The following is a 22,263-nucleotide window of genomic DNA, read 5'->3' on the forward strand; positions in this document are numbered from 1 at the left end:
ATACCTGCCTGTCACGCAGGGGGTCGCGGGTTCGAGTCCCGTCCGTTCCGCCACTTATTAAAAAATTAAGCCTGCTGATTAAGCAGGCTTAATGATAAGAAACTTTAGGGGCGTAGCTCAGTTGGTAGAGCACCGGTCTCCAAAACCGGGTGTCGCGAGTTCGAGTCTCTCCGCCCCTGCCATATATAATCCTTTGCTCAGGCAAAGGATTTTTTTTGCTTTCAATTTCCCGCCGATCGTCCTCCATCCCTGGAGGAGTGCGTTTATCCCAATATATTGTGCTTCAGGATCTCCCGAATCTGCGCTTGTTTATCGCTGTTCTGTAGCCAAATCGCATAGAGAGGCCTTGAAAGCGTCGCACTGTCGGTCACCGTATGTAGATTATTTTTCCCCTGTGCCCAGAGCACGGGCAGCCATGTACAGCCCTTAAGCGCGCTGAGCTGTTGGTAAGCTAACTCGGCAGAACTGGTGGTCAGCAGAGGAATATCATCATTTCCTATCAATCCCGCTTCGTTTTGTTGGAAATCGGGCCCCCATTCAAGGCGTAAATAATTCAATTCATTTGTGTATTTAGCCGGAGAGGCACAATAAAGCGCCAGGGTAAAATTACCCAGCAACTGGCTGCTTAGTTCATCCATCTTCGGCGATTCTGTCGTGATCAGGAGATCAAGCTGACGTTCGTGCAGCTGTTTGACCAGCGATTGCCGCTGCGCAATCCGCGCCTCAAACTGTAGGTTATAGGGCTCTGTATAGAGCTTTCCCAGCCATCCATTAAGCAGGCATTCCCACAGAGAAGCGCTGGCACCGATCGAAAATTCATTATGGCGGGAAGCATTCGCGACCTCCTTGCGCGCAGCTTGCCAGGTATTCATCAGGGTTTCGGCGTAGGGTAGCAGTTTCTCTCCGGCTGAGGTCAGACGGATATTATTACGATGACGGGTAAAAAGATTTACCCCCAGCTGGTTCTCCAGCTGACGAATACGAAAGCTAACTGCTGACTGCGTCAGATAAAGCGCCTCTGCGGCTCGGCCAAAGTGGCGAGTTCTGCTCACCTCAAGGAAAGTCTTGAGCAATTCCGTATCCACACTCTTCTCCGCAAAATTATTTGTCGTGATGATTTAAATGTTTTGTTTGACGCTCTGTCAAGCGTAACTAATACTCCGCGCCATAATTAGCTCGGCCAAAGAATCAGGAGCGTGTAGGATGGCGGAAAGCTTTACGACAACTAATCGTTTTTTCGACAATAAAAATTATCCGCGCGGGTTTTCCCGTCATGGAGATTTCACCATCAAAGAGGCGCAACTGCTGGAACGTCATGGTTATGCCTTTAATGAACTCGAACTAGGTAAACGCGAGCCTGTCACCGACGATGAAAAACAGTTTGTTTCGGTATGCCGTGGTGAACGTGAGCCCGCAACGGAAGCAGAACGCGTCTGGATTAAGTACATGGCGCGCATTAAGCGTCCGAAGCGTTTCCATACCCTGTCCGGCGGCAAGCCGCAGGTGGAAGGTACGGAAGATTACACAGAAAGCGATGATTAAGAAAAAGGGCGTAAGCCCTTTTTTTACGCCATCATTTTTTGTAGATGGCTCAACATTCTGTCTATTGCCCGATAGCCGAGAGCCTCCTGCAAATGATGACGTTCGATGCGTTCGACTGCCTCAATATCGGCAATAGTTCGGGAAACTTTAATCAGGCGCTGCCAGGCGCGGATTGAAAGACCGAGCTGTATTAGCGTCTGCTCCAGCCAGACAGCGTCATCTTTATGAAGCCGGCAGCAGATTTTCATCTCATCATTTCCCAGATGCGCGTTAAGTTTTTTCTGCCGCGATAGCTGCCTTTCGCGTGCGGCCAGAACACGTTGGCGTACGCAGGCGCTACTTTCCTCTTCGTTTGTTCCCTGGCTGAGCACCCCCGGCGGCGGAAGTGGGATCTCCAGGGAGAGATCGAATCGGTCAAGAAACGGGCCGGATAAACGACCCAGGTAGCGTAGCGTCTGTTCCGGTGAAGCGCGATTATGCTGGCCCTGATAGTGTCCTGTCGGGCTGGGATTCATCGCTGCAATAAGCTGGAAACGGGCTGGATAATCGATTTTGGCGCGCGTGCGTGAGATATGGATAACCCCTGACTCAATGGGTTCGCGTAACGCATCCAGCACCCTGCGTTCGAATTCAGGCAGCTCATCCAGGAACAGGACTCCGTTATGGGCAAGGGAGATCTCTCCCGGTGCCGGAATTGAGCCTCCGCCCACCATGGCTGCCAGGGAGGCGCTATGATGCGGGGCACGAAAGGGCCTGCGGCGCCAATTTTTCATGGCATGCCTGGAATCGACCAGGCTAAGTATTGCCGCGCTTTCCAGTGCTTCCTGATTACTCAGCGGCGGCAGTAGTCCCGGTAATCGACTGGCGAGCATCGTTTTTCCTGTGCCGGGCGGGCCTATCATCAGCAGGTTGTGACCACCTGCAGCGATGATTTCCAGCGCTCGTTTCCCCTGCCGCTGGCCAATAACATCACGCAGATCAACCGATGTTTCATCCGAATATTCCCCTTCTGGAAGGGGGTTAGCCAGGGTATGTCGACCTTCGAGAAAAGCGCAGACTTCCTGGAGATCGGTGGCGATAAGGCAGTCACTGCCGCCGATTAACCCCACCTCTGGAGAATTCTCATTAGAGATAACAATCTTCCGCCCCGCTTTTATGGCCTCCATGGCGCTGGATATGGCCCCAGGAACGCCACGCAGAGCGCCTGTAAGCGCCAGCTCGCCGACAAACTCATATTGATTTAGCCTGGTGGCCTTTAGCTGCTCTGAGGCCACCAGAAGCGCGAGAGCGATAGGTAAATCATATCTTCCCCCTTCTTTTGGTAGATCGGCCGGGGCCAGATTGATGGTGATTTTTTTCGCCGGATAAGCGTAGCCGCTGTTGATAATCGCACTACGTACCCGGTCACGCGCTTCTCTAACCGTTGTTTCAGGCAGTCCTACCATTGTCAGACCTGGGAGCCCGTTGCTGATATGAACTTCAACCGTGATAAGCGGGGCACCGATCCCGAGAGCGGCGCGGGTGTAAACAATGGCGAGTGACATAACACCTCCTGAGTACCGGGATTATGTCGGGGATTTGCTGTTGAGTAATTCGGCAATATTAAATTCTGCATGCTTGTTCCCAGCCAATTTTCCGGCAATTTCCGCTTTGCACTGGTGATGGATGCCGGCTCGTAAAATGCTGTCATCAGGCAACAAGATGAGAAAGAGCTGTAGAGTACGCCACAAATTGAAATATTTTCATTTCATATTTTTCCCATTAAAAACAATTGTTTTTTCTTAAATGGTTAGCAAGGTAAGAAATGAGGTCATAAAAAAATCTTGTGTTTAACGCGAAGTCTGTGGTACCTCTTTAGGTATTCCTTCGAACATGAAGCCAGAAAGAACATAAAATGACAGCCCTTCTACGAGTGATTAGCCTGGTCGTGATTAGCGTGGTGGTGATTATTATCCCACCGTGCGGGGCTGCACTTGGACGAGGAAAGGCTTAAAAAACAAGCCTTAACGAACTAAGACCCCCGCACCGAAAGGTCCGGGGGTTTTTTTATAACTTAAAAACAGAAAAGAGGAGCAGACGATGGCTGGTAGCATAAAATTCTGTTTCTCTCGATCTACGACGGGGAAGTAACTATGAATGGGGCGCGGTGGGTGGTACATGCTTTGCGAGCACAGGGAGTCGATACCGTTTTTGGCTATCCGGGTGGAGCAATTATGCCGGTTTACGATGCATTGTATGACGGCGGCGTGGAACACCTACTGTGTCGGCATGAACAGGGCGCGGCTATGGCGGCTATCGGCTATGCCAGGGCTACCGGCAAAACCGGCGTGTGTATCGCCACTTCGGGGCCTGGCGCAACCAACCTGATCACCGGCCTCGCCGACGCGCTGCTTGATTCCGTTCCCGTTGTTGCTATCACCGGCCAGGTTGCTGCCCCGTTCATTGGCACCGACGCATTCCAGGAAGTTGATGTCCTCGGTTTATCGCTGGCATGCACCAAGCACAGTTTCCTGGTGCAGTCGCTGGAAGAACTGCCGCGCATCATTGCCGAAGCTTTCCACGTAGCAAACTCCGGGCGTCCCGGTCCCGTGCTGGTCGATATCCCAAAGGATATCCAGCTGGCTCAGGGCGATCTCGATCCGCATTTTTCCATGGTAGCCGACGACGTTGATTTTCCATATGCGGATATCGAATACGCTTTGCAGATGTTGACCCAGTCGCAGAAGCCGATGTTATACGTTGGCGGCGGCGTGGGGATGGCGCAGGCGGTACCGGCGCTGCGCGAATTTCTTGCCGTTACGCAAATGCCCGTGACGTCCACCCTGAAAGGGCTGGGTGCGGTAGCGGCGGATTATCCCTACTATCTGGGCATGCTGGGGATGCACGGTACTAAAGCGGCCAACCTTGCAGTACAGGAATGTGACCTGCTGATCGCGGTAGGCGCCCGTTTTGACGATCGCGTCACCGGCAAGCTGAATACGTTTGCCCCGCACGCCAAAGTTATCCATATGGATATCGATCCGGCTGAACTGAACAAGCTCCGTCAGGCACATATCGGCCTGACCGGCGATTTGAATGTGATGCTGCCCGCGCTCCAGCAGCCGCTGTCTATCGACGCCTGGCGCCAACGTAATGCGCAGCTGCGCGCCGAGCATGCCTGGCGCTACGATCATCCGGGAGACGCTATCTATGCCCCGCTGCTGCTGAAGCAGCTTTCCGATCGCAAACCCGCAGACTGCGTCGTGACAACCGATGTGGGCCAGCATCAGATGTGGTCAGCGCAGCATATGAACTATACGCGCCCGGAGAATTTCATCACTTCCAGCGGATTAGGCACTATGGGTTTCGGCTTGCCCGCAGCGGTAGGCGCGCAGGTGGCCCGTCCAGACGATACGGTTATCTGTATCTCCGGTGACGGCTCCTTCATGATGAACGTGCAGGAGCTGGGCACCGTAAAACGCAAGCAGCTGCCGCTGAAGATAGTCTTACTGGACAACCAGCGTTTAGGAATGGTTCGACAATGGCAACAGCTGTTTTTTCAGGAACGTTATAGCGAAACCACCCTTACCGATAACCCCGATTTCCTTACTCTGGCCAGCGCCTTCGGCATCCCTGGTCAACACATCACCCGTAAAGACCAGGTTGAAGCGGCACTCGACACCATGCTTTCGAGCCAGGGGCCTTACCTGCTTCATGTCTCAATCGACGAACTTGAGAACGTCTGGCCGTTGGTGCCGCCCGGTGCCAGTAATGCAGAAATGCTGGAGAAATTATCATGATGCAACATCAGGTCGCCTTGCTGGCTCGCTCTAATCCTGAAACGTTAGAACGCGTGCTGCGCGTCGTGCGCCATCGCGGGTTCCAGATTTGCGCGATGAATATGGCAACCGCCGCCGATGCCCGGAATATTAATATTGAACTGACCGTTGCCAGCCAGCGGCCCGTCGAATTACTGTTTAGTCAATTAAGCAAACTGGTGGACGTCGCCTGCGTCGAGATCCAGCAACCTACATCACAACAAATTCGCGCCTGAGCGCAAAGGAAGAACAATGACGACGAAAAAAGCTGATTACATTTGGTTCAATGGTGAGATGGTTCCGTGGGGCGAGGCGAAGGTTCACGTGATGTCCCATGCGCTGCACTACGGGACTTCCGTATTTGAAGGCATCCGTTGCTACGACTCTCACAAGGGACCGGTGGTGTTCCGTCACCGTGAACATATGCAGCGTTTGCATGACTCAGCAAAAATCTATCGTTTCCCGGTTTCTCAGAGCGTTGATGAGCTGATGGAAGCCTGCCGTGAAGTCATTCGTAAAAACAGTCTGACCAGCGCCTATATCCGCCCGTTAGTCTTCGTCGGCGACGTGGGCATGGGCGTCAACCCGCCTCCGGGCTATAACACTGACGTGATCATCGCGGCGTTCCCGTGGGGCGCCTACCTGGGCGCCGAAGCGCTGGATCAGGGGATCGATGCGATGGTTTCTTCCTGGAATCGCGCGGCGCCAAACACTATTCCGACCGCGGCTAAAGCCGGCGGTAACTATCTCTCTTCGCTGCTGGTCGGCAGCGAAGCGCGTCGCCATGGCTATCAGGAAGGTATCGCGCTGGACGTGAACGGCTACATCTCTGAAGGCGCCGGTGAAAACCTGTTTGAAGTGAAGGATGGCGTGCTGTTTACCCCGCCGTTCACCTCTTCCGCGCTGCCTGGCATCACCCGCGACGCTATCATCAAGCTGGCGAAAGATCTCGGCCTGGAAGTCCGCGAGCAGGTATTGTCCCGCGAGTCCCTGTACCTGGCCGACGAAGTGTTTATGTCCGGTACTGCCGCAGAGATCACGCCGGTACGCAGCGTTGATGGTATTCAGGTGGGTGAAGGCCGCTGCGGCCCGATCACCAAGCGCATTCAGCAAGCATTCTTTGGCCTCTTCACCGGTGAAACCGAGGATAAATGGGGCTGGTTGGATCAGGTTAATCAATAAGCATAAAAAAATGGGGCGACACGCAACGCCCCATTTCACCGAAACTGGGAGTAACTAAAGCATGCCTAAGTACCGTTCCGCCACAACCACTCACGGCCGTAATATGGCGGGTGCCCGCGCGCTGTGGCGCGCCACTGGAATGACCGACGATGATTTCGGTAAGCCGATTATCGCCGTGGTGAACTCTTTCACCCAGTTCGTGCCGGGCCACGTTCACCTGCGCGATCTCGGCAAACTGGTTGCTGAGCAAATCGAGGCCGCTGGCGGCGTCGCCAAAGAATTCAACACCATTGCGGTGGATGATGGGATCGCGATGGGCCACGGGGGTATGCTTTATTCACTGCCATCCCGCGAACTGATCGCCGACTCGGTTGAGTATATGGTTAACGCCCACTGTGCTGATGCGATGGTCTGTATCTCCAACTGCGACAAAATCACCCCGGGGATGTTAATGGCGTCTCTGCGCCTGAATATTCCGGTCATTTTTGTTTCCGGTGGCCCGATGGAAGCCGGGAAAACCAAACTGTCCGATCAAATCATTAAACTCGACCTCGTTGACGCGATGATTCAGGGCGCTGACCCGAAAGTCTCCGACGATCAGAGTAATCAGGTTGAGCGTTCCGCCTGCCCGACGTGTGGCTCTTGTTCGGGAATGTTCACCGCGAACTCGATGAACTGCCTGACCGAGGCGCTGGGCCTGTCGCAGCCGGGCAACGGCTCGCTGCTGGCGACTCACGCCGATCGTAAACAGCTGTTCCTCAATGCGGGCTCACGTATCGTTGAGCTGACTAAACGCTATTACGAGCAGGACGATGCCTCTGCGCTGCCGCGTAATATCGCCAATAAGGCGGCGTTTGAAAACGCCATGACGCTGGATATCGCCATGGGCGGTTCCACCAATACCGTACTGCATCTGCTGGCGGCGGCGCAGGAAGCGGAAATCGACTTCACCATGAGCGATATCGATAAACTTTCCCGCAAAGTGCCGCAGCTGTGTAAGGTCGCGCCAAGTACGCAGAAATATCATATGGAAGACGTGCATCGCGCGGGCGGCGTATTGGGTATTTTAGGTGAACTGGATCGTGCCGGGCTGCTGAACCGCGATGTGAAAAACGTGCTTGGTTTGTCCCTGCCGCAGACGCTGGAGCAGTACGATATCACCGTCACGCGGGATGAAGCGGTTAAGAAGATGTTCCGCGCTGGCCCTGCGGGTATCCGCACAACGCAGGCTTTCTCTCAGAACTGCCGTTGGGACACCCTGGATGACGATCGCGCAGAAGGCTGTATCCGCTCGCTGGAACATGCTTACAGCAAGGACGGCGGTCTGGCGGTTCTGTACGGCAACTTTGCCGAGAACGGCTGTATCGTGAAAACCGCCGGCGTTGACGACAGTATCCTCAAGTTTACCGGCCCGGCGAAGGTATACGAAAGCCAGGACGCGGCTGTGGATGCGATCCTCGGCGGCAAGGTGGTCGCCGGTGACGTAGTCGTCATCCGCTATGAAGGGCCGAAAGGCGGGCCGGGGATGCAGGAGATGCTCTACCCGACGACCTTCCTGAAATCAATGGGCCTGGGTAAAGCCTGTGCGCTGATTACCGACGGACGCTTCTCCGGCGGTACCTCGGGTCTCTCTATTGGTCACGTTTCTCCGGAAGCGGCCAGCGGTGGCAATATCGCGATCATTGAAGATGGCGACATGATTGCTATCGATATCCCGAACCGCGGCATTCAGCTGCAGCTAAGCGATGCCGAGATTGCGGCGCGCCGCGAAGCTCAGGAAGCGCGCGGTGATAAAGCATGGACGCCGAAAGATCGCGAGCGTCAGGTTTCCTTTGCCCTTCGCGCCTATGCCAGCCTGGCAACCAGCGCCGACAAAGGCGCGGTGCGCGATAAATCGAAACTTGGGGGTTAATGATGGCCGAGTCTCAACCCCTCTCCGCCGCCCCCGAGGGGGCGGAATACCTCAGAGCGGTACTGCGCGCGCCGGTATACGAAGCCGCGCAGATCACGCCGCTGCAAAAAATGGAAAAGCTCTCGTCGCGCCTCGATAACGTTGTGCTGGTGAAGCGTGAAGATCGTCAGCCGGTGCACAGCTTTAAGCTGCGCGGAGCCTACGCGATGATGGCGGGCCTGACGGAAGAGCAAAAATCGCATGGCGTGATTACCGCTTCGGCGGGTAATCATGCGCAGGGCGTGGCTTTCTCGGCATCTCGCCTGGGCGTGAAGGCGCTCATCGTCATGCCAACCGCCACCGCGGATATCAAAGTTGATGCGGTGCGCGGCTTCGGCGGCGAAGTGCTGCTGCACGGCGCGAACTTCGATGAAGCCAAGGCCAAAGCCATCGAGCTGGCGCAGCAGCAGGGGTTCACCTGGGTTCCGCCCTTCGACCATCCGATGGTGATTGCCGGGCAGGGGACGCTGGCGCTGGAGCTGCTGCAGCAGGATGCCCATATCGATCGCGTATTTGTCCCGGTCGGCGGCGGCGGTCTCGCGGCCGGCGTGGCGGTGCTGATCAAACAGCTGATGCCGCAGATCAAAGTCATTGCGGTTGAGGCCGAGGATTCTGCCTGTCTGAGAGCCGCTCTGGATGCGGGTCATCCGGTCGATTTACCCCGCGTTGGGCTTTTTGCCGAAGGCGTGGCGGTGAAACGCATCGGCGATGAGACTTTCCGTCTGTGCCAGGAGTATCTCGACGACATCGTTACCGTCGATAGCGATGCCATCTGCGCGGCGATGAAAGACCTGTTTGAAGATGTGCGTGCGGTAGCAGAACCTTCCGGGGCGCTGGCGCTGGCGGGGATGAAAAAATATATCGCTCAGCATAATATTCGCGGCGAACGCCTGGCGCACGTGCTTTCCGGCGCGAACGTCAACTTCCACGGCCTGCGCTACGTTTCCGAACGCTGCGAACTGGGAGAACAGCGCGAAGCGCTGCTGGCGGTCACCATTCCGGAAGAGAAGGGCAGCTTCCTCAAGTTCTGCCAGCTGCTGGGCGGCCGTTCGGTGACCGAGTTCAACTACCGCTTCGCGGATGCGAAAAATGCCTGCATTTTTGTCGGCGTGCGCCTGAGCCGGGGGCTGGAAGAGCGGAAAGAGATCCTCAACCTGCTGCACGACGGTGGCTACAGCGTAGTGGATCTCTCCGACGATGAAATGGCCAAGCTTCACGTGCGCTATATGGTGGGCGGGCGTCCGTCGCAGCCGCTGCAGGAGCGTTTATTCAGCTTCGAGTTTCCGGAATCACCCGGCGCGCTGCTGAAGTTCCTGCATACGCTGGGCACCCACTGGAACATCTCTCTGTTCCACTATCGCAGTCACGGTACCGATTACGGCCGCGTGCTGGCGGCATTCGAACTGGGCGATCACGAGCCTGACTTCGAAACCCGCTTGCATGAGCTGGGCTACGATTGCCACGATGAAAGCAATAATCCAGCGTTCAGGTTCTTCCTCGCCGGTTAAGAAGCGCTGTGCTTGTCAGGCCTGCGGTCGGGCTGTAGGCCTGAGCAGGCCCGGCATTAGTGGCCAGGCAGCAAATTCCAGAACGCATTAATCAGCGGCTCATGCAGCCGCTTTTTTGGCGCGCAGACGCCAAGCTCAAACGGGGTTTTCTCGTCGCTACGCTCCAGAATCATCACGCGATTGCGCACTGGCTCAGGGCTGTTTTCCAGCACCACCTCCGGCAGCAGCGCGACGCCGCAGCCGAGCGCCACCATGGAGACCATGGCTTCATGCCCGCCCACCGTGGCGTAAATTGACGGATTACTGATTTTATGGCGGCGAAACCATAGCTCAATGCGGCGACGCACGGGGCCCTGGTCGGCCATAATAAAGGGTACCGTTGCCCAGTCAGGCTTCTCCACTGAGACCTGGTTACGAACCGGACAAGGCAGCGCCGGGGCGATCAGCACCACCGCCAGATTCTCCAGCATGGAAAAAGCCACCGCGCCGGGCAGCGTTTCCGGTTTCCCGGCAATCGCCAGATCGGCCTCACCCGTCACCACTTTTTCCATCGCATCAGCGGCATCGCCGGTGGTGAGCTTTATTTCCACCGAGGGATGCTCGGCGCGGAACCGATCGAGAATCGGCGGCAGATGGCTATAAGCGGCCGTCACCGAACAGAAGATATGCAGTTCGCCCGACAGCGACGGACCTTGCTGATCGATAGTGTGGCGCAGCTGCTGATACTGCAACAGCGTCTGCTGGGCAAACGTTCGTAGCTCTTCTCCCGCTTCGGTAAGCGTTACCGTGCGGTTATCGCGGACAAACAGCGGCTGCCCGAGGTCTTCTTCCAGGCGCTGAATTTGTCGGGAAAGCGTGGAGGGGCTGACGTGCATCGCCCGCGCGCTGCGGCCAAAATGGCGGCTTTCAGCCAGATGCAGGAAGGTTTTCAGATCGCGTAAATCCACCGGCGACACTCCACGATTTTACATTGCAGAAATTGCAACGTGATGTTGTGAATATATCAATTTCCGCAATAAATTTCCTGTTGTAATGTGGGTACATTCTCGCTGAAAGGCGAACCGAACAAAATAAGACACACAACATCACGAGGTATCACCATGGCTAACTACTTTAATACACTGAACCTGCGCCAGCAGCTGGCGCAGCTGGGCAAATGTCGCTTTATGGGTCGCGACGAATTCGCCGATGGCGCAAGCTACCTTCAGGGTAAAAAAGTGGTCATCGTCGGCTGTGGCGCTCAGGGCCTGAACCAGGGTCTGAACATGCGCGACTCCGGTCTGGATATCTCCTACGCGCTGCGTAAAGAAGCGATTGCCGAAAAGCGCGCATCATGGCGCAAAGCAACCGAAAACGGCTTCAAGGTGGGTACCTACGAAGAGCTGATCCCGCAGGCCGATCTGGTGGTTAACCTGACGCCGGACAAACAGCACTCTGACGTTGTACGTTCCGTTCAGCCGCTGATGAAAGACGGCGCGGCGCTGGGCTACTCTCACGGCTTCAACATCGTGGAAGTTGGCGAGCAGATCCGTAAAGATATCACCGTCGTGATGGTGGCGCCGAAGTGCCCGGGTACCGAAGTACGTGAAGAGTACAAACGCGGTTTCGGCGTTCCGACCCTGATCGCGGTTCACCCGGAAAACGATCCGAAAGGCGAAGGTATGGCCATTGCTAAAGCCTGGGCTGCGGCGACCGGCGGTCACCGTGCGGGCGTGCTGGAATCGTCCTTCGTTGCCGAAGTGAAATCCGACCTGATGGGCGAGCAGACCATCCTCTGCGGTATGCTGCAGGCCGGTTCTCTGCTGTGCTTCGATAAGCTGGTGGAAGAGGGTACCGACCCGGCATACGCCGAAAAACTGATTCAGTTCGGCTGGGAAACCATCACCGAAGCGCTGAAGCAGGGCGGTATCACCCTGATGATGGATCGTCTGTCTAACCCGGCTAAGCTGCGTGCTTACGCGCTGTCCGAACAGCTGAAAGAGATTATGGCGCCGCTGTTCCAGAAGCATATGGATGACATCATCTCCGGTGAATTCTCCTCCGGCATGATGGCTGACTGGGCCAACGACGATAAAAAACTGCTGACCTGGCGTGAAGAGACCGGCAAAACCGCGTTCGAAACCGCACCGCAGTTTGAAGGTAAAATTGGCGAGCAGGAGTACTTCGATAAAGGCGTTCTGATGATCGCAATGGTGAAAGCGGGCGTTGAGCTGGCGTTTGAAACCATGGTGGATTCCGGCATCATCGAAGAGTCCGCTTACTACGAATCACTGCACGAGCTGCCGCTGATCGCCAACACCATCGCTCGTAAGCGTCTGTACGAAATGAACGTGGTTATCTCCGATACCGCTGAATACGGTAACTACCTGTTCTCTTACGCCTGCGTACCGCTGCTGAAAGAGTTCATGACCACCCTGCAGACCGGCGACCTGGGCAAAGCGATTGCCGAAGGCGCGGTAGACAACGCTCAGCTGCGCGACGTGAACGAAGCCATTCGCAGCCACGCTATCGAGCAGGTTGGTAAGAAACTGCGCGGCTATATGACCGACATGAAACGCATTGCGGTAGCGGGCTAATTCCCCGTCGTCTTTCAACTTGCAGATGCGTTGGTTGCGTTCGTACACCCCAGTCACATAGTTATCTATGCTCCTGGGGCTGTACTCACTTGCCGCCTTCCTGCAAGCTGAAATCCTTAGGGGAAAGCTGTGAGATAAAAAACCGGTGCAATTCAAAGACACCGGTTTTTTTAATTGCGGTACAGCACCTTGATGATGTGATAACCAAACTGGGTGTGCAGCGGGCCGGTCGGCTCCAGCACCGGGCAGGAGAAGACGACTTTATCAAACGCCGGCACCATCTGGCCCTGGCGGAATTCACCTAAGTCGCCGCCGCGTTTGCCTGACGGGCAGATCGAGTGCTTCTTCGCCAGTTTACCGAAATCGGCGCCGTTTTTAATTTGCTCCAGAAGATCCAGTGCCAGCTGCTCTTCTTTAACCAGGATATGCAGTGCTGCTGCCGTTTTTGCCATGATCGTACCTTGATTGAATAGGGGATGAATCAGGGCGCAATAGTAGCATGGGCTAGCGGCGATACAGCACCTTAATGATGTGGTAGCCAAACTTGGTTTTGACCGGCCCGTAAGGTTTGAGCAGCGGGCAGCTAAAGACTGCCTTATCGAACGGCCCGACCATGACTCCTTGATTAAACTCCCCGAGATCGCCGCCGTTGCGCCCGGAGGGGCACTTTGAATAGCGTTTTGCCAGATGATCGAAGCTCACGCCACGTTCCAGTTTGGCGAGGATCTCTTGCGCCAGCTTCTCTTCTTTAACCAGGATGTGCAGGGCCGCTGCGCTCTTTGCCATTATTTTGTTCTCACGTCTCAAAGATATCCCGTTACTTTACCACCCGCTTTGGTCGCGGACCTATACTCTTCGCCATCGCGGGACAGGTGTCTCGCCTGATAGACGGAAGCGGGAGATGGGCAACACTTTTCTTCGGCGTTTTCCTTCTGGCCGGGGACAGCCGTCCTGTCCTTATCGTCGTGGAGCGAGATAACATGGATACAATGAAAAAACCTGAATTTTCAGTCGGCTGGCTTTCCGGGCTGAGCGAGATTGTGCGCGATCCGCTGCTCTATGAATTACTGAAATATTGTCCTCTGGAGATCATGCGGCGCTGGCGCTTCGAAGACATTCCGCGCGGTGATTTTATCTGCCGACAGGGGGAAGTGTGCCAGCGTTTTTCGCTGATTATCGCCGGTGAGGTGGACGTTTTCTATGAGGCTGAAGACGGGCGCCGCTACCGTCAGGCCCGCTACCGTAAAGGCGACATGGTGGGCGAACTCGAGATCTTTGAGTCGCGTCATTACATCTGCTCGGTGGTGGCGGTGGACCATGTGCAGCTCCTGAGCCTGTCGCAGGAACATTTCTGCCGCTGGCTGGCGCTGGATAACCACTTTAACCAGCGGATGCTGCGCTTCTTTAGCCAGCAATATTATCAGCTGTCGAAAAAGGCCAGCAGCGACAATCTCTACTCGCTGCATCAGCGGGTGTGTCAGGCGCTATGGCTGCGTTATCAACAGGATGGCGCGAATGAAATCTTGCTGGATAAGCAGAATCTCAGTCAGGAGTTCGCGGCGACGACCCGCAGCATTAACCGTATTTTGCATGACCTGAAAGCGCTACAGATTATTGATACCGATGGTGAACGCATTGTGTTGTTAGCTCCTGAAAAACTGAAGCAGGAGGCTGATATCGGATAACCGCAAGAGTAAGGAGGCGGGAGAATGTCGCTGCAACCCCATATCCAGTTAAGCAAAGAGATGACCGGCGCGCGGTACGCGCTGCTGCCGGGCGACCCGCAGCGGGTCGACCGCATCGTCAAGTTTCTTGATAATCCACAGCTGCTCGGTCAGAACCGGGAGTTTCGCGCCGCGCGCGGCTGGTATCAGGGCATCGAGATTTTGGTGCTCTCCACCGGAATCGGCGGACCCTCCACGGCGATCGCCATTGAAGAGCTGCGCCAGATTGGCGTAACAACCCTGATTCGTATCGGCAGCTGCGGCGCATTGCAGGATAATCTTGCGCTCGGCGATGTGATTATCGCTCACGCTGCGGTGATGGATGATGGTACCAGCCGAACCTATGCGCCGGCGGGCTATCCGGCCTGCGCCGACCCGCTGCTGACCTGGGAACTGGTGGCGCAGGCGCGGCAAATGAACATCCCCGCCGCGTGCGGGCTGGTGCGCAGCCACGACAGTTTCTATACCGATCGTGAGGCGGAACTGGATGCGCAGTGGTCGGCGCGAGGCGTTCTGGGCGCGGATATGGAGAGCGCCGCTCTGATGACTATCGGCGCGCTGCGCGGCCTACGTACGGCATCATTACTCAACGTGGTTGTTGCCCACAACGGTTGCCTGGATAGCAGCATCAATGATTATGTCCAGCAGGAGGCGCTGTGCCAGCAGGGCGAAGAACGGCAAATTACCCTGGCGCTGCGCGCCATTTATTCCGCTAGCCAGCAAGGAGGTTTGTGATGGACTTTTTTAGCATTAACAATGTGATGGTCAACATTCCTCTCGGCGAAGGCGGCTATGCGCTATCGTGGATTGAGGCTATCGGTACCGTATTCGGCCTGCTGTGCATCTGGTGCGCCAGCCGGGAAAAAATCATCAACTATCTGTTTGGCCTGATTAACGTCACGCTGTTTGCGGCGATCTTTTTCCAGATCCAGCTCTATGCCAGCCTGCTGCTGCAGGTCTTTTTCTTCGCTGCCAATATTTACGGCTGGTACGCGTGGAGCCGGCAAAACGAGGCGCAGGAGGCCGCGCTCAAGGTACGCTGGCTTTCCCGTCAGCAAACGCTGGCGCTGGGCGGCGTCTGCGCGGTGGCGATTGTGCTGATGACGCTGTTTATCGATCCGGTGTTCGCGACGCTCACTCGTATCATGATTGCTCTGCTGCAAACGTTCGGTATGCAGGTCGCGATGCCCGACCTCCAGCCCGACGCCTTCCCGTTCTGGGATTCCACCATGCTGGTGTTGTCGATTGCGGCTATGATGCTGATGACGCGTAAATTCGTCGAAAACTGGCTGCTGTGGGTGGTTATCGACGTGATTAGCGTGGTTATCTACGCGGTACAGGGCGTTTACGCCATGTCGCTTGAGTATGTCCTGCTGACGGCGATCGCGGTAATGGGTTCATACAGCTGGATCAAAAGCGCACAGCGTAACGGCTATACGCCGCTTGCCGCGGCCGCATCCTGATTGACCGATTTCCAGGCTGCCTGAATGGGCAGCCTGTTGCTCTCTGTGCCCCTCTTTCTGCTACAATCCCCACCCCGTTCGAAGATTGAGCAAAAGACTCCCATGCGTTTAAATCCTGGCCAACAACAAGCCGTCGAATTCGTTACCGGACCGTGCCTGGTGCTGGCGGGTGCCGGTTCCGGTAAGACCCGCGTGATTACCAATAAAATCGCCCACCTGATCCGCGGCTGCGGCTATCAGGCGCGTCATATCGCGGCGGTCACCTTTACCAACAAGGCGGCGCGCGAAATGAAAGAGCGCGTCGGGCAAACGCTGGGACGCAAAGAGGCGCGCGGCCTGATGATTTCCACTTTCCACACGCTGGGGCTGGATATCATCAAACGCGAATACGCCGCGTTAGGGATGAAATCAAACTTCTCGCTGTTCGACGATACCGACCAGGTGGCGCTGTTAAAAGAGCTCACCGAAGGGCTGATCGAAGACGATAAAGTGGTGCTTCAGCAGCTGATCTCGACGATCTCCAACTGGAAAAACGATCTGCAAACCCCTGCTCAGGCCGCCGCTGGGGCGAAAGGGGAGCGGGATCGGATCTTTGCTCACTGCTACGGGCTGTACGACGCGCACATGAAAGCCTGCAACGTACTCGACTTTGACGATCTGATCCTGCTGCCAACGCTGCTGCTGCAGCGCAACGAAGAGGTGCGGGAGCGCTGGCAGAATAAGATTCGCTATCTGCTGGTGGATGAATACCAGGACACCAACACCAGCCAGTACGAGCTGGTGAAACTGCTGGTGGGACAGCGGGCGCGCTTTACCGTGGTCGGCGATGACGATCAGTCGATCTACTCCTGGCGCGGCGCGCGGCCGCAGAACCTGGTCCTGCTAAGCCAGGATTTCCCGGCGCTGCAGGTGATCAAGCTGGAGCAAAACTACCGTTCTTCCGGGCGCATCCTGAAGGCGGCTAACATCCTGATTGCCAATAACCCACACGTTTTCGAGAAGCGTCTGTTTTCCGAACTGGGCTATGGCGTAGAGCTGAAGGTGCTCTCTGCCAATAACGAAGACCATGAGGCGGAGCGCGTTGCCGGTGAACTGATCGCGCATCACTTTATTAATAAAACTGCCTATAAGGACTACGCGATTCTGTATCGCGGCAACCATCAGTCGCGGGTTTTTGAAAAGATGCTGATGCAGAACCGCATCCCGTACAAAATTTCCGGCGGCACGTCGTTCTTTTCCCGCCCGGAAATTAAAGACCTGCTGGCCTATCTGCGCGTGCTGACTAATCCCGATGATGACAGCGCTTTCATGCGCATCGTCAATACGCCAAAGCGTGAAATTGGTTCGGCGACGCTGAAAAAGCTGGGTGAATGGGCGATGGGGCGCAATAAAAGCATGTTTACCGCCAGCTTCGATATGGGCCTGACCCAGACCCTGAACGGACGCGGCTATGAGTCTTTGACCCGCTTTACCCACTGGCTGCGGGAGATCCAGCAGCTTTCAGAGCGTGAACCGATTGCCGCCGTCCGCGATCTGATCCGCGGCGTGGATTATGAATCCTGGCTCTATGAGACCTCGCCCAGCCCGAAAGCCGCCGAAATGCGGATGAAAAACGTCAATACGCTGTTCACGTGGATGACCGAAATGCTCGAAGGCAGCGAGATCGATGAACCGATGACGCTCACTCAGGTCGTTACCCGCTTTACCCTGCGCGATATGATGGAGCGCGGCGAGTCGGATGAGGAGACGGATCAGGTGCAGCTGATGACGCTTCACGCGTCAAAGGGGCTGGAGTTCCCCTACGTCTACCTGGTTGGTATGGAAGAGGGGCTGCTGCCGCACCAGAGCAGCATTGATGAAGACAACGTCGATGAAGAGCGCCGTCTTGCCTACGTGGGTATCACCCGTGCGCAGAAAGAGCTGACTTTTACCCTGTGCAAAGAGCGCCGTCAGTACGGCGAGCTGGTGCGGCCGGAGCCGAGCCGTTTCCTGCTGGAACTGCCGCAGGACGACCTGATTTGGGAGCAGGAGCGCAAAGTGATTTCGCCGGAAGAGCGCATGCATAAAGGCCAGGCGAACGTCGCCAACATCCGGGCGATGCTGGCGAAAGCGCGTAAATAGCGGCTAGCGGCTGTTTTGCTGTTGAATCTGGAACTGACGTAGCGCTTTGCGACCGGGCGCGCCGTCTGAACCGGGTTGACTGACGACAATGGCCGCCACTTCATTGCCCAGCCGCGTTGCCGGCTGCAGATCCATCCCGCAGGCCAGCCCGGCGATCGTACCGGCACAGTGGCTGTCTCCTGCGGCAATCGTGTCGTGGACCTTCACGCGGCAGGCCGGAATATGCTGCGGTGCTGCGTCAGGTTCAACCACCCATGCGCCATCCTTATCAAACCGACAGATCGCCCGAATATGCCAGTCGCTGGCGAGCCGTGAGGCGGCATCAAGGGTCGCGCTATCCAAATCGTATAAACGCGCGCACAGCACGCTGAGTTCATCGCGATTCAGGGTGAGCAGGGGGCGTTTGCGCAGCAGCGCCTGGATAAAGTGAATATCCAGGTCGCACAGACGCGGGCCAAAATCGACGAACAGCGTTTTATCTTCCGTCTGGGCAAGGATCCACTGGCGCAGCGCTTCGCTGGCCAGTTCGTATCCCGAGACGTAAATAATCGCCTCCTTCGGCAGCGGTATTTGCGCTAATAGTTCATCAGTCCAGTGCTGTTCGCAGCCCTCAATGGTGATAAACGTCCGCTCTTTGCTGGCTTCGACAAGAGCCAGACACCAGCCGTTATCGTGGGTGGGATGGCGCAAGAGGACGGGCAAGTTTTCCAGCGCCATTTTTTGCGCAACGGCCTGCCCCCAATCGCCATTGCCTACCGGTATGGCGTTAATGGGAAACAGTTCGAGGCGCGAGAGCGCGCGGGCGACGTTGAACGCACAGCCGCCAATCTGCCGTCCGCCGTCGCGGGCGGAGACATCGCTACCGCTTGGCGGCAGCGCATCGAGATGGAGAATAATGTCGCCAAAAGCGGCGCCGATAACCACGATCGGCCGCTGAGGCGATAGCAGGTCAGCGCTGATTGTCACGGCAGGCCCCCTTTCTCGTTCCGAAGGCGAGATACAGCGCCAGGCTCAGAATAAAAGAGACGAATAACCCGAGGCTGGAGTCCGCGAAAATACCGACCGCGAAAGGTCCGTCGATAAAACCGGTTTTAGAGACCATCAATCCTGCCAGCGCACCGACAATCCAGCAGCCCAGCGCGGTACGGTTTGCGCCGCTCTCCCTGAATAAATCAGCTTCAGGATATCCGGCACGGCGGCGCAGCCGATAAAAATCGACCATAAAGATGGCGGCCCAGGCGGCCAGAAATACGCCGCAGAAAATCAAAAACGCGATGAACGGCCCGAGAAAATCTTTCGAGACAAACAGCACGTAGAGGGCAATCCCCAGCACCAGCACGGCGTCGAGGGCCACGGCGGAACGCTGCTGTAGCTTAATCCCCATGCTTAACAGGTTAAGGCTGGCGGAATAGAGGCTCAACACGGCGATGGTCACGACCCCGGCGGTAGCCGCGGCCAGATAGGGGATTGCCATCCACGAAGGCAGCAGTTTACCGATCGCTGAAATGGGGTTCTCGCTGGAGGCCAGATCGGGGATCTGCGCGGTAAGCAGTATTCCGGTGAGCATCAGCAACAGCAGCGGGAGGGCGGCGCCGCTGACCACGGCGAGAAAAATAGGCTTTTCCCCGGAGTCAGGGCGCTGATCGCGACTATAGTCGGCGCCGGCGATAGCCCAGCTGATGCCGGTGCCTGCGGCAATAATAGACACGGCAGGCAGAAAGCCGGTCAGCCAGCTGCCTGAAGGCAGCGCGAGGATGGCCTGCCAGTCCGCGGTGAAGAGTAAATAGATCACCACCAGCAGCGTCATGGCGCCAAAGATCCGGGTGATCCATTTTTGCATCATCAGCACGGCGTTTTGCCCGAGCACGCTGACCAGTACGGTCAGCCCGCCAAACAAGAAAAGCGACAGCGCGGTGGTGGTCAGACTCTCTTCAAAACCCATGGCGGCAAACAGCGCGACGAGGGTGAGCGTGCCGGTAATGATATTGACTGCTTCCCAGCCCATCAGATTCACCCAACAGAAGCTGGTGGGGGCGATATTACCGCGTTTGCCAAAAATGACGCGGGAGAGGGTTAGCGTCGTCGTACGACCAATTTTCCCGGCGATACTGGTGATGCCGACCAGCGCAAAGGAGGCGACGCCCGCCACGGCGGCAAGAATCGCCTGCCAGAATGAGAGGCCGAACGACACTATCACCGCGCCGTAAACGACGCCAAGAATGCCAATATTCGCGGCGCACCAGACGAAAAACAGCTGGACCGGTTTCTGGGTCTGGTGGACCGGGGGGACCAGACCGATCCCTAATTCTGCCATTCCGGGATCTGCCGCCTGGATATTTCCATCGTATGAAGCTTTGCTGTCCATAGTGATACCCTCTGTGAATTATGCGAAGCGGTAGCCTGCAAGCCGCTGTGCGTAAGGCGCGAAGTCGATGCTGTTGGCCTGCTTAATCCGTTGTATATGTTCTTCAGGAAAAGCCTCTATGCCATGAAGCGCGCCGCAGATGGCGGTGGCCATCGCGCCAATGGTGTCGGTGTCGCCGCCTAAATTGGCTGCCAGCATAGCGCATTTCATAGGCTGCGTTTTTGCCAGCTCAACCAGAGCAATCGCTGCGGGGACGGACTCGATAATATCCATACCGGCGCCGATGTCCTCATAAATCCGTTCAATACCCGTCAGATGGTCAGTCTCCCCGGCGATCGTTTCCAGCGCCAGGTGGATACGGTTTCCCAGCAGTGGACTAAAAGTGGACTCATAATGGCGCTGCGTCTCATTGGCGAGCGACGCCAGCTCCGTTTTGATTAACGGCCATTCGGCCCCTTCAATGGCGCGGCCGATCGCCCATGCAATGACCACCGCGCCGGCGATAGCGATGTCTGATTTATGCGTCGGCAGGCAGGATAGCCGCACTTGCTCAATGAAAAACGTTCTATCCCCGGTGGGCAGTAGACAGCCCATCGGCGCCACGCGCATTGCCGCGCCGTTGGTTACGCCGTTGGCCGCGATCTCCTCCAGCGGCTGCCCCTGTTCAAGCGCGATCAGGGAAGCCTTCGAGGTCGGGCCAAGAATATTTTTTTCAAAGGCCTGACAGCGTCTGGCCCACAGCAGAATATGCCTGGCGATGACCAGTGGATCGGTCACGCCGTTGGTTTCATTCAGGGCATCCATGAGTGCGATGCACTGATGGGTATCATCGGTGAACTCAGCGGCGCGAAATTCGCAGGCCGCAATATTCTCTTTCGGTCCGGGGAGGAAGCGCTCAATCCAGCCAAAATGGTTGATAATTCGGCGCTTAGGCCACAGTTCGGAAGGCATACCCATCGCATCACCGATGGCTTGCCCATAAAGGCAGCCGAGGATGCGGTTTTCGGTGGTATAGGTAGGGTGAATAGCAAACATCATCGGCTCCCTGGAAGAAATGAATAAAAGTTATACTAAAAGTAGATCCAGATTAAGTCCAGTTAAAGTCCTTTGTGGCCACGCTGTGATCGAAGACGCATTCTGAAAGAAAAGTGAGAAGCTAAAAAAGGGTGGGGAGACGTTATGAGGGGGCTATTGATTCCAGTATGGATCCACTATGATAAATCCACTGCCACTGAATTCCGGAAGACTACGACATTATGCCGCAATCGCTGCTTGAGTATATAAAAGGGCGTCTGAATACAGAGGCTCCCGCGCCGCTTTATATTCAACTTAAACAAGCTATTGAAGCGGCAATGACCGAGCGGTTGCTGACGCACGGCAGCATCCTGCCTTCCGAACGCAAAATGTCGCAGACGCTTGAGCTATCGCGCGTGACGGTCGTGAAGGCGCTTGATGCGCTGCTGGAGGCCGGGCTGGTTATTAAACGCCACGGAAAAGGGACCGAGGTGAATCTGCCGGTAAGCTATAACCTTGCCAGCGGCGGATTTTCTGCCCAGCTACAAAATTCAGGCACGGTGTCCAACCGATGGCTGGTGAGGGAAAAGCTGGCGGCGGATGATTTTCTGGCCCGTGAGCTGGAGATCGCGGTCGGCGATCGGGTGGCGAAAATCAAACGCGTCCGTCTGGTCGATGCCCTCCCGGTGTCTCTCGAAACCATGTTTATCCCCGAGCGTTTCTTACCCCGCCCGGATCTACTTGAAGGTTCGCTGTACGCGCACTGGGCGGAAAATGATATTTATCCCGATCTTCAGGATTACTCACTGACGGTGCATATTCCTTCGGCGGAAGAGTTGAATTTGCTCGACCTGCCGCAAGGCGTGCCATTGATGAAAATTACGCTGAAAAGCCGCAATGCTCAGGGAGAGGTGCTTGAGTACGGAACCGCATTCTGCCTGAGCAATTACTTTAATTTTGATTTCAGAGTGAAGCTGCAATAAGCGCTTTGGCATGGCCGGTGTATAAAACCCGCCATCG

Annotated in this window: 21 protein-coding genes and 1 tRNA gene; 14 read left to right on the top strand and 8 right to left on the bottom strand. The window is 56.1% G+C overall.

Features of this window, described 5'->3' with window-relative positions:
- Positions 1-106: 106 nt before the first annotated feature.
- A tRNA-Trp gene (locus ABLU96_RS17975) sits at positions 107-182 on the top strand.
- An 81-nt stretch (positions 183-263) separates the two neighbouring features.
- On the opposite strand, the gene hdfR is transcribed toward ABLU96_RS17975, so the two are convergent.
- A complete protein-coding gene (hdfR, locus tag ABLU96_RS17980; RefSeq protein WP_004097454.1) occupies positions 264-1,085 on the bottom strand; it encodes an HTH-type transcriptional regulator HdfR in 822 nt (273 codons plus the stop codon).
- Positions 1,086-1,203: 118 nt separating this feature from the next.
- Here hdfR and ABLU96_RS17985 point away from each other — a divergent pair, with 118 nt between their 5' ends.
- Positions 1,204-1,542, top strand: coding sequence for a DUF413 domain-containing protein (locus ABLU96_RS17985; RefSeq protein ID WP_004097464.1), 339 nt, complete (start codon positions 1,204-1,206; stop codon positions 1,540-1,542).
- Between the two features lie 23 nt (positions 1,543-1,565).
- On the opposite strand, the gene ABLU96_RS17990 is transcribed toward ABLU96_RS17985, so the two are convergent.
- Positions 1,566-3,086 carry a YifB family Mg chelatase-like AAA ATPase gene (locus ABLU96_RS17990; protein ID WP_064406528.1) on the bottom strand — a complete coding sequence of 507 codons (1,521 nt, stop codon included), beginning with the start codon at positions 3,084-3,086 and terminating at the stop codon, positions 1,566-1,568.
- Positions 3,087-3,436: 350 nt separating this feature from the next.
- On the opposite strand from ABLU96_RS17990, the gene ilvL reads away from it, so the two are divergent.
- The 6 genes from ilvL to ilvA all read left to right on the top strand — a co-directional run bounded on the left by ilvL (position 3,437) and on the right by ilvA (position 9,980).
- The gene (gene ilvL / locus ABLU96_RS17995) at positions 3,437-3,535 is read left to right on the top strand and encodes an ilv operon leader peptide (RefSeq protein WP_001311244.1); all 99 of its coding nucleotides are present in this window, start codon (positions 3,437-3,439) and stop codon (positions 3,533-3,535) included.
- A 139-nt stretch (positions 3,536-3,674) separates the two neighbouring features.
- On the top strand, positions 3,675-5,321 hold the full coding sequence (ilvG, locus tag ABLU96_RS18000) for an acetolactate synthase 2 catalytic subunit (protein WP_032747330.1): 1,647 nt from the start codon (positions 3,675-3,677) through the stop codon (positions 5,319-5,321).
- On the top strand, positions 5,318-5,575 hold the full coding sequence (gene ilvM / locus ABLU96_RS18005; RefSeq protein ID WP_064406526.1) for an acetolactate synthase 2 small subunit: 258 nt from the start codon (positions 5,318-5,320) through the stop codon (positions 5,573-5,575). The genes ilvG and ilvM overlap by 4 nt, the downstream gene beginning before the upstream one ends.
- A 16-nt stretch (positions 5,576-5,591) precedes the next feature.
- Positions 5,592-6,521 (top strand): branched-chain amino acid transaminase, encoded by a 930-nt coding sequence (locus tag ABLU96_RS18010; RefSeq protein WP_004097473.1) that lies wholly within the window; start codon positions 5,592-5,594, stop codon positions 6,519-6,521.
- Positions 6,522-6,582: 61 nt separating this feature from the next.
- Complete coding sequence (gene ilvD, locus ABLU96_RS18015) at positions 6,583-8,433, top strand: dihydroxy-acid dehydratase (RefSeq protein WP_064406523.1); 1,851 nt, start codon at positions 6,583-6,585, stop codon at positions 8,431-8,433.
- Between the two features lie 2 nt (positions 8,434-8,435).
- Positions 8,436-9,980, top strand: a complete 1,545-nt coding sequence (ilvA, locus tag ABLU96_RS18020; protein WP_086074245.1) for a threonine ammonia-lyase, biosynthetic — start codon at positions 8,436-8,438, stop codon at positions 9,978-9,980.
- Between the two features lie 56 nt (positions 9,981-10,036).
- Here the strand turns inward: ilvA and ilvY are convergent, their stop codons facing one another.
- Positions 10,037-10,927, bottom strand: coding sequence for an HTH-type transcriptional activator IlvY (gene ilvY, locus ABLU96_RS18025; protein ID WP_004097479.1), 891 nt, complete (start codon positions 10,925-10,927; stop codon positions 10,037-10,039).
- A gap of 153 nt (positions 10,928-11,080) precedes the next feature.
- On the opposite strand from ilvY, the gene ilvC reads away from it, so the two are divergent.
- Positions 11,081-12,556 (top strand): ketol-acid reductoisomerase, encoded by a 1,476-nt coding sequence (ilvC, locus tag ABLU96_RS18030; protein ID WP_003018001.1) that lies wholly within the window; start codon positions 11,081-11,083, stop codon positions 12,554-12,556.
- Between the two features lie 170 nt (positions 12,557-12,726).
- Here ilvC and ppiC (ABLU96_RS18035) read toward each other — a convergent pair whose 3' ends face one another.
- Both ppiC (ABLU96_RS18035) and ppiC (ABLU96_RS18040) read right to left on the bottom strand, forming a co-directional pair.
- Positions 12,727-13,008, bottom strand: coding sequence for a peptidylprolyl isomerase PpiC (ppiC, locus tag ABLU96_RS18035; RefSeq protein ID WP_004097481.1), 282 nt, complete (start codon positions 13,006-13,008; stop codon positions 12,727-12,729).
- Positions 13,009-13,060: 52 nt separating this feature from the next.
- Positions 13,061-13,342 (bottom strand): peptidylprolyl isomerase PpiC, encoded by a 282-nt coding sequence (gene ppiC / locus ABLU96_RS18040; RefSeq protein WP_004127352.1) that lies wholly within the window; start codon positions 13,340-13,342, stop codon positions 13,061-13,063.
- Positions 13,343-13,536: 194 nt separating this feature from the next.
- On the opposite strand from ppiC (ABLU96_RS18040), the gene ABLU96_RS18045 reads away from it, so the two are divergent.
- The 4 genes from ABLU96_RS18045 to rep all read left to right on the top strand — a co-directional run bounded on the left by ABLU96_RS18045 (position 13,537) and on the right by rep (position 17,864).
- Positions 13,537-14,241, top strand: coding sequence for a Crp/Fnr family transcriptional regulator (locus tag ABLU96_RS18045; RefSeq protein WP_004097483.1), 705 nt, complete (start codon positions 13,537-13,539; stop codon positions 14,239-14,241).
- 24 nt (positions 14,242-14,265) lie between these two features.
- On the top strand, positions 14,266-15,015 hold the full coding sequence (locus ABLU96_RS18050) for a nucleoside phosphorylase (protein ID WP_032747332.1): 750 nt from the start codon (positions 14,266-14,268) through the stop codon (positions 15,013-15,015).
- Entirely contained in the window at positions 15,015-15,743 is a 729-nt protein-coding gene (pnuC, locus tag ABLU96_RS18055) for a nicotinamide riboside transporter PnuC (RefSeq protein ID WP_048263616.1), read from the top strand. Before ABLU96_RS18050 ends, pnuC begins: the two co-directional genes overlap by 1 nt.
- 102 nt (positions 15,744-15,845) lie before the next feature.
- Entirely contained in the window at positions 15,846-17,864 is a 2,019-nt protein-coding gene (gene rep / locus ABLU96_RS18060; RefSeq protein WP_014227450.1) for a DNA helicase Rep, read from the top strand.
- A 3-nt stretch (positions 17,865-17,867) separates the two neighbouring features.
- Here rep and ABLU96_RS18065 read toward each other — a convergent pair whose 3' ends face one another.
- The 3 genes from ABLU96_RS18065 to ABLU96_RS18075 are packed head-to-tail and all read right to left on the bottom strand — an operon-like array spanning position 17,868 to position 21,264.
- Entirely contained in the window at positions 17,868-18,830 is a 963-nt protein-coding gene (locus ABLU96_RS18065) for a PfkB family carbohydrate kinase (RefSeq protein WP_064407393.1), read from the bottom strand.
- Positions 18,814-20,229 (bottom strand): cytosine permease, encoded by a 1,416-nt coding sequence (locus ABLU96_RS18070; RefSeq protein WP_014837065.1) that lies wholly within the window; start codon positions 20,227-20,229, stop codon positions 18,814-18,816. The genes ABLU96_RS18065 and ABLU96_RS18070 overlap by 17 nt, the downstream gene beginning before the upstream one ends.
- 18 nt (positions 20,230-20,247) lie before the next feature.
- Entirely contained in the window at positions 20,248-21,264 is a 1,017-nt protein-coding gene (locus ABLU96_RS18075) for an ADP-ribosylglycohydrolase family protein (RefSeq protein ID WP_046878135.1), read from the bottom strand.
- A gap of 221 nt (positions 21,265-21,485) precedes the next feature.
- Between ABLU96_RS18075 and ABLU96_RS18080 the strand changes: the two genes are divergently transcribed.
- Entirely contained in the window at positions 21,486-22,226 is a 741-nt protein-coding gene (locus ABLU96_RS18080; protein WP_064406517.1) for a GntR family transcriptional regulator, read from the top strand.
- The last annotated feature ends 37 nt before the right edge of the window (positions 22,227-22,263 follow it).

Origin of the sequence: Klebsiella sp. CN_Kp106, assembly GCF_040064575.1 — a bacterium.
Taxonomy (GTDB): domain Bacteria; phylum Pseudomonadota; class Gammaproteobacteria; order Enterobacterales; family Enterobacteriaceae; genus Klebsiella; species Klebsiella michiganensis.